Below are 16,089 nucleotides of genomic sequence, written 5' to 3'. Positions count from 1 at the left end.
GGCCGCAATGGAACCTTGGGCGTATTGACTGCGTCAACGCCGGAACTGCTTCGGAATCCGTTGCGGCCAACCGCATAAACATGCGATCCGATGATCACTTACCGGCCACCGGGCTGTATGTCCGACTTGTTACTTTGGCTTCAGAGGGCATGAATCAAAGGTGAACGGCACATTGCGGCCCATTATTCAAAGGTGACGCCCTGGTCCGGCGCCAATACGCTCAGACGGCTTCGAGTGCTGCGGCAACTTCCCGGCCGGGTACGGGAACCGCAGCCCCGGCCCGGAAAGATCTAGGTAACGTTTCAGCACCTGGGACGCCGAAGGGTCGGACTCCCGGGGAGTCCGACCCTTCGATCACCGTCCGTAGCGAACGGCCCGATCAGTGCACGCCGCTGACGGCCCTCGTCACTGCGTCGGCAGCCAGCCCGTCTGGACCATCTGTCCGTTGGTCGCGCGCCGCGACACGTACACCCCGCGGCCCGGCGGCAGCGCCTGCGGCTTGACCGTGCCCAGCAGCGCGCCCTCGTCCCGGTTGCCGGACAGGATGACGCCCTGCCCGCCGAGCTCGCGCATCCGCTGCATCACCGGCTCGTACAGCGAGCGCCCGGCGCCGCCCGCGCTGCGGGCCACGATCACCCGCAGGCCGATGTCCCGGGCGAACGGCAGGAACTCGGCCAGCGGCGCCAGCGGGTTGCCCGAGCTGGTCGCGACCAGCTCGTAGTCGTCGACGATCACGAACATGTCCTTGCCGCTGTACCAGCTGCGGTTGCGCAGCTGCTCGGCGGTCACGTCCGGGCCGGGCAGGCGGCGGGCGCAGGCCCCGCGCAGCATGTCCACGATGGCCGCCATGGCCGGCTGCGCGGCCGCGTACTCCACCAGGTACTCCGGCGGCACGGTGCCCAGCAGCGCGCGCCGGTAGTCGCCGACCACGATGCCCGCCTGGTCCGCGGTGTAACGCTCGGTGATCTGCTTGATCAGCATCCGCAGCAGCGCGGACTTCCCGGACTCGGTGTCGCCGAACACGATGAACAGCGGGTCGGTCTCGAAGTTGACGAACACCGGCGCCAGTTCGGCCTCGTCCACGCCGAAGGACACCCCGCGCTCCGGGTGCTCGAAGCCCTTCGGCAGCGAGAACCCGTCGAGCACGGCCGGCAGCATCCGCACCTGCGGCGCGCGCGGGCCGGCCCAGGCCCCGTCGACCGCGCCGACCAGCCCGGCCACGCCGTCCTGCAGGTCCTCCACCGAGGAGGAGCCGTCCAGCCGCGGCAGGCCGCCCAGGAAGTGCAGCCGCTCCGCGGTGATGCCGCGCCCGGCCAGCGCCGGGACGTTCTGCGCCACCCGGCGGTCCACCTCGGACTCCATGGCGTCACCGAGCTTCAGCTCGATGCGGTTCTGCAGCAGGTCCTTCAGCGCCGGGCGCACCTCCGCGTACCGGGCCGCGGTGATCACCAGGTGGACGCCGTAGCCGAGGCCGCGCTGGGCGATGTCGGCGATCACCGGCTCCAGCCCCTCGAACTCCTGCTTGAAGGTGTTCCAGCCGTCGATCATCAGGAACACGTCGCCGAAGGCCTCGTCCGGCAGCTGCCCGGCCGCCCGGCGGGCCCGGTACGTCGCGATGGTGTCGATGCCGGTCGCCCGGAACAGCTCCTCGCGCCGGTTCATCACCCCGTGCACCTCGGAGACCATCCGGCGCACCTTGTCCACGTCCAGGCGCCCCGCCACCCCGCCGACGTGCGGCAGGCCGGTCAGCGACTGGAAGCTGCCCGCGCCGAAGTCCAGCAGGTAGAACTGCACCTCGCGGGGGGTGTGGGTGAGGCCGAAGGCGGCCGTCATGGTGCGCAGCACGGTGGACTTGCCCGAGCGCGGGCCGCCCACCACCAGGCCGTGGCCGGCCGCCCCGGAGAAGTCGACCTCCAGGATGTCGGTCTTCTGCTCGCGCGGCTTGTCGACGATGCCGATCGGGGCCCGCAGCCGGCCGCCCGGGTAGCCGGGCGCGGTCAGCCCGCGCTCCGGGACGACCTGCAGCGGCGGCAGCAGGTGGTCGATGCTCGGCGCGTCGTCCAGCGGCGGCAGCCACACCTGGTGCGCGGCCGGGCCCTGGCCGGCCATCCGCTGGACGAACACGTCCAGCACGGTGTCCACCAGCGCGTCGTCCTGCTCCGGGGCCTGCGGCGCCTCCTGCTCCACCGGCTCCGGCGGCAGGTCGACGTAGGCCGAGGTGAACGCCACCGGCCGGGTGTTCACCCGCCGTCCGCCGGTCGACCGCTGCTGCCCCGGCGCCCGGTACGGCCCCGAGACGTACGCGGCCTTGAACCGGTCCATCACGTCCTCGCCGAACTTCAGGTAGCCGACGCCCGGCACCGGCGGCAGGTGGTAGGCGTCCGGCACGCCGATCGCCGCCCGCGACTCGGCCGCCGAGAAGGTGCGCAGACCGATCCGGTACGAGAGGTAGGTGTCCAGGCCGCGCAGCTTGCCCTCCTCCAGGCGCTGCGAGGCCAGCAGCAGGTGCACGCCCAGGGAGCGGCCGATCCGGCCGATCTGGATGAACATCTCGATGAAGTCGGGCTTGGCGGTGAGGAGTTCGGAGAACTCGTCGATGATCAGCACCAGCGAGGGCAGCGGGTCCAGCGCCGCGCCGGCCGCCCGGGCCCGCTCGTATTCGTGGATGTTGGCGTAGTTGCCGGAGCGGTGCAGCAGCTCCTGGCGCCGGTGCAGCTCGCCCTCGATCGCGTCGCGCATGCGGTCGACCAGGGTGAGCTCGCCCTCCAGGTTGGTGATCACCGCGGAGGTGTGCGGCATGTCCGCCATGCCCAGGAAGGTCGCGCCGCCCTTGAAGTCGGCGAGCACGAAGTTCAGCGTCTCCGAGGAGTGGGTCATCGCCAGCGCGAGCACCAGCGTGCGCAGCAGCTCCGACTTGCCGGAACCGGTCGCGCCCACGCACAGGCCGTGCGGGCCCATGCCCTCCAGCGCGGCCTCCTTGATGTCCAGGTAGACGTGCTCGCCGTTCGCCCCGACCCCGATCGGCACCCGCATCCGCTCGTGCTGGGCGCGCGGGCGCCAGCTGCGGGCCACGTCGAAGGAGCCCGGGTCGCCGGAGTTCATCATGTCGGTGAAGTCCAGGTTGGACAGCAGCGGCTCGTCGTCCCCGCCGGCCGAGGCCCGGTACGGCGCCAACTGCCGCGCCAGCGCCTCGGACTGCCACAGCGAGAGCAGGTCCGGCTTGCCGGCGTAGGTCGCCCCGGAGGCCGAACGCAGCACCAGCTCCTGCGGGTTGACCGTCACCATCAGGTGCCCGCTCGGCTCGTCCACCTCACCCGGGACGACCTCGATGACGGTCACCCCCTGCACGCCCTCGGGGCCGGCCAGCACCGAGTCGTGCGGCACCCCGGCGCCGTCCATGATGACCACCAGGTGCGGCTGGTCCGCCGCGGGCGCGGCGTCCCGGACGAAGCGCTGGCGGCCGGACAGCTCGTCCTGCAGCAGGTACTCCAGCTCGCCCAGGTCGTGGGCGCTCAGCCGGCGCGAGCCCGCGCCGTCGGCCTCCTTGCGGTGCTGGTTGTGCGGGAGCCACTTGGTCCAGTCCCACTCCTCGGCCGCGCCGGGGGCCGCCGCGACCGCGATCAGCAGGTCGTCCGGCGAGTGCAGGGTGGTCAGTTGGGCGATCATCGCGCGCACGTTGCCGTACACCGAGTCCGGGTCCCCGCACACCGTGATGTGGTAGAAGGCGCGCAGCGAGACCGCCAGCGGCAGGTCCTGCAGGGTGCCGTGGGCCTTCAGGAAGGAGTGCATCGCGGCCGCCGACAGCGGCTCCAGCTCGTCCATCGGCGCGGTCTGCGGCGCCACCAGCGGGGTGGACAGCTGGACCGGCCCGAGGCCCACCCGGATCTGCGCGAAGTCGCCGTCCGCCGTGCGCCGCTCCCACAGCCGCCGGCCGTCCTCGACGATCGACCACAGTTGGTCCGGCGCCGGGTTCAGGAACAGCAGCGCACCGCGCTGGCTCTCCGCCGTGCGGCGCACCTGGCGGCGGGTCTGCTGCAGGTACTTGAGGTAGTCGCGCCGCTCGTCCGCCATGGCGGTCGAACCGCCCTTGCGGGCCCGCACGATCTGGGCCAGCACCATGCCGACCGTCGAGACGATCATCAGACCGCCCATGATCTTCATCGGGGCGGCCGCGCCCGGCGAGAAGAAGAACACCGCCGAACCGCCCATGCCGAGCATCGGCAGGATGCTCATCAGCCAGTCCTCGCCGCCCTGCCGGGGCAGCTCGGGCGGACTGACCAGCTCCACCGGCTCGTCCGGCACCGTCGGCGGGTAGGCCCTGGCCGGTCGCTTGACCATGATCACACCCATGCGTCATCCACCCCGCGGCGTCGATCGATCACTTCGGCATCAGCCCTCACGCGACTGCGCCCGCTCCGGTACGGGTTCCCGTGACTGAGGACGCCCCACACAGCGCAGCCCCCGTACCACCGTGCGCAGGCGCCGATCCTAACGGTCGCCCCCGCACCGCCCACCACGCCCCGCCCCCGCACCGCCCACCACGCCCCGCCCCCGCACCGCCGCCGGGCCCCGCCCCCGCACCGCCGCCGGGCCCCGCCCCGCAGCGACGCCGGGCACGAACCGAGCGGGTAGGGTAACGCCGCGCCAACTCGCGGCCCGGCCGGGCCGGTTCCACAGCCAGACCGCGCGCCACCGGGCCGCGGCACCGTCAAACCCAGGGGGAGCGCCCAGTGCGTCGAAGGATCGAGGTGCGGCCGTGACTTCAAACGCCGCCACGGGCTACTGCCGGGTCACCGTCGTCGCCCCGGACCGCCGGATCGACGTCGCCCTGCCCGAGGACGTCGCACTCGCCGACGTCTACCCCGAGGTGCTGCGCCTGGCCAACCAGAGCCAGCCCGACGGCACCCCCACCGGCTTCCACCTGGTCCGCCGCGACGGCACCGTGCTCGACAGCAGCCTGTCGCTGGCCGCCCAGCAGGTCCGCGACGGCGACCTGCTGGCGCTGCGCCCCTTCGCCGAGTCCCTGCCGCCGGCCGTCTACGACGACGTCGCCGACGCCATCGCCAGCGCCGTCGAGGCCGACCGCCGGTTCTGGACCGTCGAGCTGATGCGCGGCTTCGGCCTGATCGGCACCGGGGTGCTGCTCACCCTGCTCGGCTTCGCGCTCTGGTTCTCCGACCTGCGCCACGACATGCACAGCCTGCCCGGCGTGCTGGCCGGCGTCACCGCCGTCGTGCTCACCGCCCTCGCCGGAGTGCGCGCCCGGGTCTACCAGGACGCCCCCGCCGCGGTCGCGCTCGGCCTCGGCGCCCTGCCGCACGCCCTGATCGCCGGCAGCGGCGTCATCGCCGTCGCCCACAAGTGGGACGGCCCCGGCCGGCTGCAGTTCCTGACCGGCTGCGTCACCGCCCTGGTGATCGCCGTGCTGCTCGCCGGGCTGCTGCCCACGATGGACGCGGTGTTCGTCGCCGCCGCCTTCGTCGCCACCGCCGGCGCGCTCGCCACCTTCGCCGCGGTGCTGATGCCGGACACCCCGGCCGGGAACATCGCCGCCGTCACCGGTGTCGCCGCCGTCGCCGCCGTCGGCTTCCTGCCCAGCCTCTCCGCCCGCTTCGCCCGGCTGCCGGTCGGCTTCAGCGCCCCCGGCCAGACCCGCACCCGCAGCCGCGACTACGACGAGGAGGCCGAGCGCGCCGAGGTCGTCCAGTACGAGCGGATCGCCCACCAGGCCCGCCGCGGCCACGAGGTGCTGGTCGGCCTGGTCGGCGGCTGCGCCGCGGTCGTGGTCGGCGCCTGCGCCGTCCTCTCCTTCACCGACCGGACCTTCCCCGAGCTGCTCGCGCTCGCCCTGGGCATCGCCACCATGCTGCGCGCCCGGCTGTTCCGCTACACCGCGCAGGTCCTCAGCCTCACCGCGGCCGGCCTGCTCGGCCTGTGCCTGCTGATCGTCGGCCTGTCGCTGCACACCCCGCAGTTCATCCTGCGCGCGGCCGGCTCCAGCACCGAGCTCGACCTGCGCACCATCTGGCTGGCCGCCTCCATCGCCTTCGGCGCCGCGCTGCTCACCGCGATCGCCCTGGTGGTGCCCCGGCTCGGCGTCTCCCCGTTCTGGGGGCGCATCCTGGACCTGTTCGACAGCCTCACCCTGATCTCGCTGGTCCCGCTGGCGCTCGCCGTCCTGAACATCTACCGGCTGGTCCGCGGCGCCACCGGCTGACCCCGCGGACCGGTGCCGCCCACCCGGCCGTTCGGCAGGTGGGCGGCACTGGTACGCTTGGCCTCCGAGCGCAGCCGTGTGTCCGCCCCCAGGGGCAGCCGACCGCCGGCCGCACTCGCGACACCGAGTTCTCGCAGAGTCCTGTGCTGTCGACCAGGACCGCTCGGTAGACCTTGAAGGAGTTGCAGTGGCTCTCGCCTCTGACGTGAAGAAGCAGATCATCGCCGAGTTCGGCCAGAAGGAGGGCGACACCGGCTCCCCCGAGGTCCAGGTCGCCATGCTCTCCCGCCGCATCTCGGACCTGACCGAGCACCTCAAGTTCCACAAGCACGACCACCACTCGCGTCGTGGCCTGCTGATCCTGGTCGGCCAGCGCCGCCGCCTCCTGCAGTACCTGGCCAAGAAGGACATCGAGCGCTTCCGTACGCTCGTCGACCGCCTGGGCATCCGCCGCGGTGCCGCCGGCGGCGCCCGCTAAGACCGCCGCTCGGGGCGGCTCCCCACACCGGGGGGCCGCCCCTCGCGCGTATGCCGCGGCCGTTCGACCGCGGCACCCTGACACAAGAACTCGCGCGCACCTCCCCAGGTGGCCGAGGATTGCACCGTAGGGTTGTGGGCATGCCGGGTGATGGCGCAGCAGCGCGCCACCCGGGCAGCAAGCCCGAACCCCCCGCGGGACGAAGGCTTCAAACGGAAGCCGCCCGCATCCGAGAGAGCGTCCAGACGCGGACCGCCCGTCCCGGCCCGGCAGCCGTGAGGCGCCGGTCCTCGGTAGTGGCCCCCGGAACCCCCGCAGCGAGCGGGGCCCCCGGAGGCTTCGATCGAAGACCGGCCCGACTGCCGCCCTCCCTGGCGGGAGGGCCCCGGGGCCCCCAGGCAGCGCGCGGGGACGCTCTCCCGGAGACGTACGAAAGAGGAGATCTTCCAGGTGGAAGAGAACGTGTTCTACGCCGAGGCCGTGATCGACAACGGTTCCTTCGGCACCCGTACCATCCGCTTCGAGACCGGCCGTCTGGCCCGTCAGGCCGCCGGCTCCGCCGTGGCCTACCTGGACGACGACACCATGGTGCTGTCGGCCACCAGCGCGTCCAAGCAGCCGAAGGAGCACTTCGACTTCTTCCCGCTGACCGTGGACGTCGAGGAGCGGATGTACGCCGCCGGCCGCATCCCCGGCTCGTTCTTCCGTCGCGAGGGCCGGCCGTCCGAGGACGCGATCCTCACCTGCCGCCTGATCGACCGCCCGCTGCGCCCGTCCTTCGTCAAGGGCCTGCGCAACGAGGTCCAGGTCGTCTGCACCGTGATGGCGCTCAACCCCGACCACCTGTACGACGTGGTCGCCATCAACGCCGCCTCCGCCTCCACCCAGCTGGCGGGCCTGCCGTTCTCCGGCCCGATCGGCGGCGTGCGCGTCGCGCTGATCAAGGGCCAGTGGGTCGCCTTCCCGACCCACAGCGAGCTGGAGTCGGCCGTCTTCGACATGGTCGTCGCCGGTCGCGTCCTGCCGGACGGCGACGTCGCGATCATGATGGTCGAGGCCGAGGCCACCGACAAGACCATCAAGCTGGTCGAGGGCGGCGCCGAGGCGCCGACCGAGGAGGTCGTGGCCGCCGGCCTCGAGGCCGCCAAGCCGTTCATCAAGGTGCTGTGCGCCGCGCAGTCGCAGCTGGCCGCCCAGGCCGCCAAGCCGACCGCCGAGTTCCCGGTCTTCCTGGACTACCAGGACGACGTCCTCGCCGCGCTGACCGCCGCCGTCAAGGACGAGCTGGCCCAGGCCCTGACCATCCCGGGCAAGCAGGAGCGCAACAACGAGCTGGACCGCGTCAAGGCCGTCGCGGCCGAGAAGCTGCTCCCCGAGTTCGAGGGCCGCGAGAAGGAGATCAGCGCCGCTTACAACGCGCTGACCAAGAAGATCGTCCGCGAGCGCGTCATCAAGGACAAGGTCCGCATCGACGGCCGCGGCGTCACCGACATCCGCACCCTGGCCGCCGAGGTCGAGGCCATCCCGCGCGTCCACGGCTCGGCGCTGTTCGAGCGCGGCGAGACCCAGATCCTGGGTGTCACCACGCTGAACATGCTCCGCATGGAGCAGCAGCTCGACACGCTCTCGCCGGAGACGCGTCGCCGTTACATGCACAACTACAACTTCCCGCCGTACTCGGTCGGCGAGACCGGCCGCGTGGGCTCGCCCAAGCGCCGCGAGATCGGCCACGGCGCCCTGGCCGAGCGCGCCATCCTGCCGGTCCTGCCGACCCGCGAGGAGTTCCCGTACGCCATCCGCCAGGTCTCCGAGGCGCTCGGCTCCAACGGCTCCACCTCGATGGGCTCGGTCTGCGCCTCGACCATGTCGCTGCTGAACGCCGGTGTGCCGCTGAAGGCCGCCGTCGCCGGCATCGCCATGGGCCTGATCTCCCAGGAGATCGACGGTGAGACCCACTACGTCGCGCTGACCGACATCCTGGGTGCCGAGGACGCGTACGGCGACATGGACTTCAAGGTCGCCGGTACCCGCAACTTCATCACCGCGCTGCAGCTGGACACCAAGCTCAACGGCATCCCGGCCTCCGTGCTGGCCGCCGCGCTGAAGCAGGCCCGCGACGCCCGCCTGCACATCCTCGACGTGATGAACGAGGCCATCGACTCGCCCGACGAGATGTCCCCGAACGCGCCGCGCATCATCACCATCAAGATCCCGGTGGACAAGATCGGCGAGGTCATCGGCCCCAAGGGCAAGATGATCAACCAGATCCAGGAGGACACCGGCGCCGAGATCACGATCGAGGACGACGGCACCATCTACATCGGTGCCGCCGACGGCCCGGCCGCCGAGGCCGCCCGCACGACGATCAACCAGATCGCCAACCCGACCATGCCGGAGGTCGGCGAGCGCTACCTGGGCACCGTGGTCAAGACCACGACGTTCGGCGCGTTCGTCTCGCTCATGCCGGGCAAGGACGGCCTGCTGCACATCTCGCAGATCCGCAAGCTGGCCGGCGGCAAGCGCGTGGAGAACGTCGAGGACGTCCTCGGCGTCGGCGCCAAGGTGCAGGTCGAGATCGCCGAGATCGACCCGCGCGGCAAGCTCTCCCTGATCCCGGTCATCGAGGGCGAGGAAGCCGGCGAGGCCGCTTCCGAGTGAAGCGCCGCTAGCTGACCCGTGCGGCCCGTACGCCTCCCGGCGTGCGGGCCGCACCCCGTTGTCCACGCGTTCGTCCGTACGTGCCATTCCCACGTGCGTTTCCTCTGGAGGTACCCACCGTGGCCCAGGCCCCGGCGGTAAAGCAGCGTCCCGGCAGCACCCGGACCCTGCTCAAGGGCGTCGACGGCGCCGGCACGGTGCGCCGCACCGTGCTGCCCGGCGGCCTGCGGGTCGTCACCGAGACCCTGCCGACGGTGCGCTCCGCGACCTTCGGTATCTGGGTCGGCGTCGGCTCGCGGGACGAGACCCCGCAGCTCAACGGCGCGACCCACTACCTGGAGCACCTGCTCTTCAAGGGCACCGAGCGGCGCAGCGCGCTGGACATCTCGGCGGCCCTGGACGCGGTCGGCGGCGAGATGAACGCCTTCACCGCGAAGGAGAACACCTGCTACTACGCCCGGGTCCTGGACACCGACCTGCCGCTGGCCATCGACGTGGTCTGCGACATGCTCACCGGCTCGCTGATCCGCCCCGAGGACGTCGACGCCGAGCGCGGCGTCATCCTCGAGGAGATGGCGATGGCCGAGGACGACCCGGGCGACGTGGTCCACGACCTGTTCGCCAAGGTGATCTACGGCAGCGGCCCGCTCGGCCGCCCGATCCTCGGCACCCAGGAGACCATCAAGGCGCTCACCCGGGACCAGATCGCCGGCTTCTACCACCGCCGCTACCGCCCGGAGCACCTGGTCGTCGCCGCGGCCGGCAACCTCGACCACCGCAAGGTGGTCAAGCAGGTCGAACAGGCCTTCGCCCCGGTGCTGGCCCGCTCCACCGCGGCGCCCGCCGAGGCCCGCCGCGGCGTCAAGGCGCTGCGCACGGCCGGCAGGATCGAGGTGCTCAACCGCTCCACCGAGCAGGCCCACCTGGTGCTGGGCGTGCCCGGGGTGCCCCGGCACGACGAGCGCCGCTGGGCGATGGGCGTGCTCAACGCGGCCCTGGGCGGCGGGATGAGCTCCCGGCTGTTCCAGGAGGTCCGGGAGAAGCGCGGCCTGGCGTACTCGGTCTACTCGTACTCCTCCTCGTACGCGGACAGCGGCCTGTTCGGCATCTACGCCGGCTGCCAGCCCAAGCGGGTCGAGGAGGTGCTGCGGATCTGCCGCCAGGAGCTGGCCAAGGTGGTCGCCGAGGGCATCACCGAGGAGGAGCTGCACCGCGCGATCGGGCAGATCTCCGGCTCCACCGTGCTCGGCATGGAGGACACCGGCTCGCTGATGAACCGGATCGGCAAGGCCGAGCTCAGCTACGGGCACCACCTGTCGGTGGACGACATGCTGGAGCGGATCGCGGCCGTGACCCTGGAGGACGTCCACGCGGTGGCCCGTGATGTGCTGGGCGCGTACCGGCCGTCGCTGGCGCTGATCGGTCCGGTCAACGACAAGCGGGCCGCCAAGCTCGCCGATCTGCTGGTCTGAGACCGGCTGGTGTGAGAGGAACTTCGCTATGACGCTGCGCGTCGCCGTGATCGGCGCCAAGGGACGGATCGGCTCCGAGGCCGTCAAGGCCGTCGAGGCCGCGCCGGACATGGAGCTGGTGGCCGCCCTCGGCCGCGGCTCCAGGCTGGAGGAGCTGACCGAGGCCGGGGCACAGGTCGCCGTCGAGCTGACCCACCCGGACTCGGTCATGGGCAACCTCGACTACTGCGTCCACAACGGCATCCACGTGGTCACCGGCACCACCGGCTGGGACGACCTGCGGCTGTCCGAGCTGGAGGGCTGGCTCGTCCCGGCCGAGGCCACCGGACTCCCGCCGCTGCCCGTCGGCGTCCTGATCGCGCCGAACTTCTCCATCGGCGCGATCCTCGGCATGAAGTTCTCCCAGATCGCGGCGAAGTACTTCGAGTCGGTCGAGGTGGTCGAACTGCACCACGACCGCAAGGCCGACGCCCCCAGCGGCACCGCCACCCGCACCGCCCAGCTGATCGCCGCGGCCCGCGCCGAGGCCGGCCGCCCGAAGCAGCAGGACCCGACCACCCACAGCCTGCCCGGCGCGCGCGGCGCCGACGTGGACGGGGTGCCGGTGCACGCCGTACGGCTGCGCGGCCTGCTCGCGCACCAGCAGGTGATGTTCGGCGACACCGGCGAGACGCTCACCATCCGGCACGACTCGCTGCACCACAGCAGCTTCATGCCGGGCATCCTGCTGGGCGTGCGCAAGGTCGTCGAGACCCCGGGGCTGACCTTCGGCCTCGAACACTTCCTGGACCTGTGAGCCCTTCATGACCTCCCGTACCGGTTTCTTCGTCCTGTCCGGCGTGCTGCTGCTGGTCGCCCTGCTCTGCGTGGGGGAGGGCGTCCAGCTGATCGCCACCGGCAAGCCGCTCGGCATCGGCATCGGCCTGTGCGCCTTCGTGATCCCGCTGATCGGCGTCTGGTTCCTGCGCCAGACCGTCCGCTTCGGCCGGGCCAGCGAGCGGCTCGCCCGGGAGCTGGAGGCCGAGGGCGGCCTGCCGGTGGACGAGCTGAAGCGCACCAACGGCGGGCGGATCGACCGGGCCTCGGCCGACGCGGTGTTCGCCCGCCGCCGGACCGAGGCGGAGGCCGCGCCGGGCGACTGGCGGGTCTGGTTCCGCCTCGCCGTGGCCTACGCCGACGCCGGCGACACCCCGCGCGCCCGCAAGACCATGCAGCACGCCATCAAGCTGCACAGCACCGAACCCGCAAGGAGCAACGCGTGAGCGACGAACCGACGGCCCCCACCTTCCGCAGCGACGTGACGGTGGAGCTGGTCCGCAGCGCCGCCGCGGACTCGGACGTCATCTGGGCGGCCCGGGTCTCCACCGCGGGCGAGCAGTCCCTGGAGGCGCTCCAGCAGGACCCGGAGAAGTCCAAGGGCCTGATCAACTTCCTGATGCGCGACCGGCACGGCACGCCCTTCGAGCACAACTCGATGACCTTCTTCATCAGCGCGCCGATCTTCGTGTTCCGCGAGTTCCACCGCCACCGCAGCGGATGGTCTTACAACGAGGAGAGCGGGCGTTACCGCGAGCTGCAGCCGGTGTTCTACGTGCCCGCCGAGGACCGCAAGCTGGTTCAGGAGGGCCGACCGGGCCGCTACGAGTTCGTCGAGGGCACCGCGGAGCAGCACGAGACCGTCACCGAGGCGATGGAGGCCTCCTACCGCGAGGCCTACAACCGCTACCAGGAGATGCTGGCGGCCGGCGTGGCCCGCGAGGTGGCCCGCGCGGTGCTGCCGGTCGGCCTGTTCTCCTCGATGTACGCGACCTGCAACGCGCGCTCGCTGATGCACTTCCTCTCGCTGCGCACCCGGCGGGAGAACTCGGCGGTGCCGTCCTTCCCGCAGCGCGAGATCGAGATGGTCGCCGAGCAGATGGAGGAGCAGTGGGCGCAGCTCATGCCGCTCACCCATGCGGCCTTCGAGAAGCACGGCCGAGTCGCCCCCTGACCTGCGGCGACAGGCATATGGGCAGTGTGTCTGGCATGTCTGGATTGCGGCTTTTCTAGCCGCTCCCTACATTCGTGACCACGGATTCCGGTGCTGCCTGAACCCCCGAGCGGGCAGCACCGGAGTCCCATCTCCCCAGCCCCGGCCTGCTCCACCTGTCCGAACCATGGACCGGCATGGGTACCGTCCCACCGCCTACGAGTAGCTTTGGACGCATGGCTCCGACCTCCACCCCCCAGACGCCGTTCGGCCGGGTGCTGACCGCGATGGTCACCCCGTTCACCGCCGACGGCGCACTCGACCTCGACGGCGCCCAGCGCCTCGCCACGCACCTCGTCGACTCCGGGAACGACGGCCTCGTCGTCAACGGCACCACCGGTGAGTCCCCGACCACCAGCGACGCCGAGAAGGCCCAGCTCGTCCGCGCCGTGGTGGAGGCGGTCGGGGATCGCGCCCACGTGGTGACCGGGGTCGGCACCAACGACACCCACCACAGCGTCGAGCTGGCCCGGCAGGCGGAGGCCGCCGGCGCGCACGGGCTGCTGGTCGTCACGCCGTACTACAACAAGCCCCCGCAGGAGGGCCTGTACCGGCACTTCACGCAGGTCGCCGACGCCACCGGCCTGCCCGTCATGGCGTACGACATCCCGGGCCGCAGTGGGGTCGCGCTGAGCCACGAGACCCTGGTCCGCCTGGGCGAGCACCCGCGGATCGTCGCCAACAAGGACGCCAAGGGCGACCTGGGCGCCGCGGCCTGGGCGATCGCCCGCTCCGACCTCGCCTGGTACTCCGGCGACGACATCCTCAACCTGCCGCTGCTGTCCGTCGGAGCCGTCGGCGTGGTCAGCGTCGTCGGGCACGTGGCGGCCGGTGAGCTGAAGTCGATGATCGAGGCCTACCTGGCCGGCGATGTGGCCAAGGCCACCGCGATCCACCAGGGCCTGCTGCCGGTGTTCACCGGTATGTTCCGCACCCAGGGCGTGATCCTCTCCAAGGCCGCGCTGGACCTCCAGGGCCTGCCGGCCGGGCCGCTGCGGCTGCCGCTGGTCGGCGCGACGCCCGAGGAGATCGACCGATTGAAGCAGGATCTCGCCGCCGGCGGGGTACACCTGTAGCAGACACAGACGTGCGCGCCCCGGCTCGCCGGACCCGCCCCGGGTCCGCCGCTGGACCGGAACGAAGGCGCGAGAGCACCGACCCAGTAGGAAAACGACACTGAGTACGCACGCCATATGTCTCCAGGGGGAGGACCCCGGACATATGGCGTGCGTCGTGAGGAGAGTCTTTTGAGCCACCCGCATCCCGAGCTCGGCGCGCCCCCGGCCCTGAAGGAGGGCGCCCTCCGCATCACTCCGCTCGGCGGCCTCGGCGAAATCGGCCGCAACATGACGGTCTTCGAGTACGGGGACCGGATCCTGATCGTCGACTGCGGCGTCCTCTTCCCCGAGGACGAGCAGCCCGGAGTGGACCTGATCCTCCCGGACTTCAGCTACATCCGGGACCGCCTCGACAAGGTCGACGGCATCGTCCTCACCCACGGGCACGAGGACCACATCGGCGCCGTTCCCTTCCTCCTCCGGGAGAACCCGGACATCCCGCTGATCGGTTCGAAGCTCACCCTCGCCCTGATCGAGGCCAAGCTCGCCGAGCACCGGATCCGGCCGTACGTGCTGGAGGTGAAGGAGGGCCAGCGCGAGCGCATCGGCCCCTTCGACTGCGAGTTCATCGCGGTCAACCACTCCATCCCGGACGCCCTCGCCGTGGCCGTCCGCACCCCCGCCGGCATGGTCGTGGCCACCGGCGACTTCAAGATGGACCAGCTGCCGCTGGACGGCCGCCTGACCGACCTGCCGACCTTCGCCAAGCTGGCCGAGGAGGGCATGGACCTGCTGCTGGTGGACTCCACCAACGCCGAGGTCCCCGGCTTCATCCCGCACGAGCGGGACATCTCGGCGGCCCTGCGGAACGTCTTCGCCAACGCCGACCGGCGCATCATCGTCGCTTCCTTCGCCAGCCACGTGCACCGCATCCAGCAGGTGCTGGACGCCGCCCACGAGTACGGCCGCAAGGTCGCCTTCGTCGGCCGCTCGATGGTCCGCAACATGGGCATCGCCCGTGACCTCGGCTACCTGAAGGTCCCCGGCAACCTGATCGTGGACGTCAAGCAGCTGGACGACCTCCCGGAGAAGGAGGTCGTGCTGATCTGCACCGGCTCGCAGGGCGAGCCGATGGCGGCGCTGTCCCGGATGGCCAACCGCGACCACCAGATCCGCATCGTCGAGGGCGACACCGTCGTCCTGGCCTCCTCGCTCATCCCGGGCAACGAGAACGCCGTCTACCGCGTGATCAACGGCCTGACCCGCTGGGGCGCCAAGGTCGTGCACAAGGGCAACGCCAAGGTGCACGTCTCCGGGCACGCCTCGGCCGGCGAGCTGCTGTACTTCTTCAACATCTGCAAGCCGCGCAACCTGATGCCGGTCCACGGCGAGTGGCGCCACCTGCGGGCCGCCGCCGAGCTGGGCATCGCGACCGGCGTCCCGCGCAACCGCGTGGTCATCGCCGAGGACGGCGTCTGCGTCGACCTGGAGAAGGGCGTCGCCCGGATCGTCGGCAAGGTGCAGGCCGGCTACGTCTACGTGGACGGCGCCTCGGTCGGCGACATCACAGAGGCCTCGCTCAAGGACCGCAAGATCCTCGGCGAGGAGGGCTTCATCTCGGTCTTCGTCGCGGTCGACTCGACCAACGGCAAGATCGTCGGCGGCCCGACCATCCAGGCCCGCGGCTCCGGCATCGAGGACAACGCCTTCGTGCCGGTCGCCGCCAAGCTCCAGGAGGCCCTGGACCGCTCGGCGAGCGACGGCGTGCTGGAGCCCCGCCAGGTGCAGCAGCTCGTCCGCCGGACCATTGGCAAGTGGGTCGCGGACAACTACCGCCGCCGGCCGATGATCCTGCCGGTCGTCGTCGAGGTCTGAGCCGTGCGCGGGGGCCCGTTCGGCCCCTGCTGAGGCTGGTTTGACGTGGGGCGACCCGGTGCGTAATGTTCTCCGGGTTGCCCCACGGGACGAGCCCCAAGGAAGTCCTCGAATGCGAATTCGAGAACGGCCGGGAAAACGGACCGAGAAACTCTGATAGAGTTCGGGAGCGCCGAAAGGCGAAAGCCGAATCCGATGAATGAAACTCCGGAAAACGGAGCGGAAAACATCTGATAAGCTGGAAACACGAAAGAACGAAGCGCCCGGAGGGCCCGCTGGAAGGCGGTCCGAAGGAAGCGTCC

10 protein-coding genes are annotated in these 16,089 nt (G+C 71.3%); 9 read left to right on the top strand and 1 reads right to left on the bottom strand.

The features are described from left to right. Positions 1–405: 405 nt before the first annotated feature. On the bottom strand, positions 406–4,350 hold the full coding sequence (eccCa, locus tag ACWCYO_RS29375; RefSeq protein WP_270146915.1) for a type VII secretion protein EccCa: 3,945 nt from the start codon (positions 4,348–4,350) through the stop codon (positions 406–408). A gap of 406 nt (positions 4,351–4,756) precedes the next feature. Between eccCa and eccD the strand changes: the two genes are divergently transcribed. The 9 genes from eccD to ACWCYO_RS29330 all read left to right on the top strand — a co-directional run bounded on the left by eccD (position 4,757) and on the right by ACWCYO_RS29330 (position 15,787). Then, entirely contained in the window at positions 4,757–6,217 is a 1,461-nt protein-coding gene (eccD, locus tag ACWCYO_RS29370) for a type VII secretion integral membrane protein EccD (RefSeq protein ID WP_270146916.1), read from the top strand. Positions 6,218–6,404: 187 nt separating this feature from the next. Continuing rightward, the gene (rpsO, locus tag ACWCYO_RS29365) at positions 6,405–6,695 is read left to right on the top strand and encodes a 30S ribosomal protein S15 (RefSeq protein ID WP_030289909.1); all 291 of its coding nucleotides are present in this window, start codon (positions 6,405–6,407) and stop codon (positions 6,693–6,695) included. Positions 6,696–7,145: 450 nt separating this feature from the next. Continuing rightward, a complete protein-coding gene (locus tag ACWCYO_RS29360; RefSeq protein WP_270146917.1) occupies positions 7,146–9,353 on the top strand; it encodes a polyribonucleotide nucleotidyltransferase in 2,208 nt (735 codons plus the stop codon). A gap of 119 nt (positions 9,354–9,472) precedes the next feature. Further along, the gene (locus ACWCYO_RS29355; protein WP_270146918.1) at positions 9,473–10,825 is read left to right on the top strand and encodes a M16 family metallopeptidase; all 1,353 of its coding nucleotides are present in this window, start codon (positions 9,473–9,475) and stop codon (positions 10,823–10,825) included. A 28-nt stretch (positions 10,826–10,853) separates the two neighbouring features. Further along, positions 10,854–11,621, top strand: a complete 768-nt coding sequence (gene dapB, locus ACWCYO_RS29350) for a 4-hydroxy-tetrahydrodipicolinate reductase (RefSeq protein ID WP_270146919.1) — start codon at positions 10,854–10,856, stop codon at positions 11,619–11,621. A 7-nt stretch (positions 11,622–11,628) separates the two neighbouring features. Continuing rightward, complete coding sequence (locus ACWCYO_RS29345) at positions 11,629–12,087, top strand: tetratricopeptide repeat protein (protein WP_270146921.1); 459 nt, start codon at positions 11,629–11,631, stop codon at positions 12,085–12,087. Further along, positions 12,084–12,815, top strand: a complete 732-nt coding sequence (gene thyX / locus ACWCYO_RS29340; protein WP_270146922.1) for an FAD-dependent thymidylate synthase — start codon at positions 12,084–12,086, stop codon at positions 12,813–12,815. The genes ACWCYO_RS29345 and thyX overlap by 4 nt, the downstream gene beginning before the upstream one ends. Before the next feature lie 215 nt (positions 12,816–13,030). After that, positions 13,031–13,930, top strand: coding sequence for a 4-hydroxy-tetrahydrodipicolinate synthase (gene dapA / locus ACWCYO_RS29335; protein ID WP_449785889.1), 900 nt, complete (start codon positions 13,031–13,033; stop codon positions 13,928–13,930). Between the two features lie 171 nt (positions 13,931–14,101). Then, a complete protein-coding gene (locus ACWCYO_RS29330; protein WP_270146924.1) occupies positions 14,102–15,787 on the top strand; it encodes a ribonuclease J in 1,686 nt (561 codons plus the stop codon). The last annotated feature ends 302 nt before the right edge of the window (positions 15,788–16,089 follow it).

It is taken from the genome of Kitasatospora sp. NPDC001683, assembly GCF_053596495.1.
Note: the sequence above shows the minus strand (reverse complement) of the source record. Positions and strands in the feature narration are given on the sequence as shown.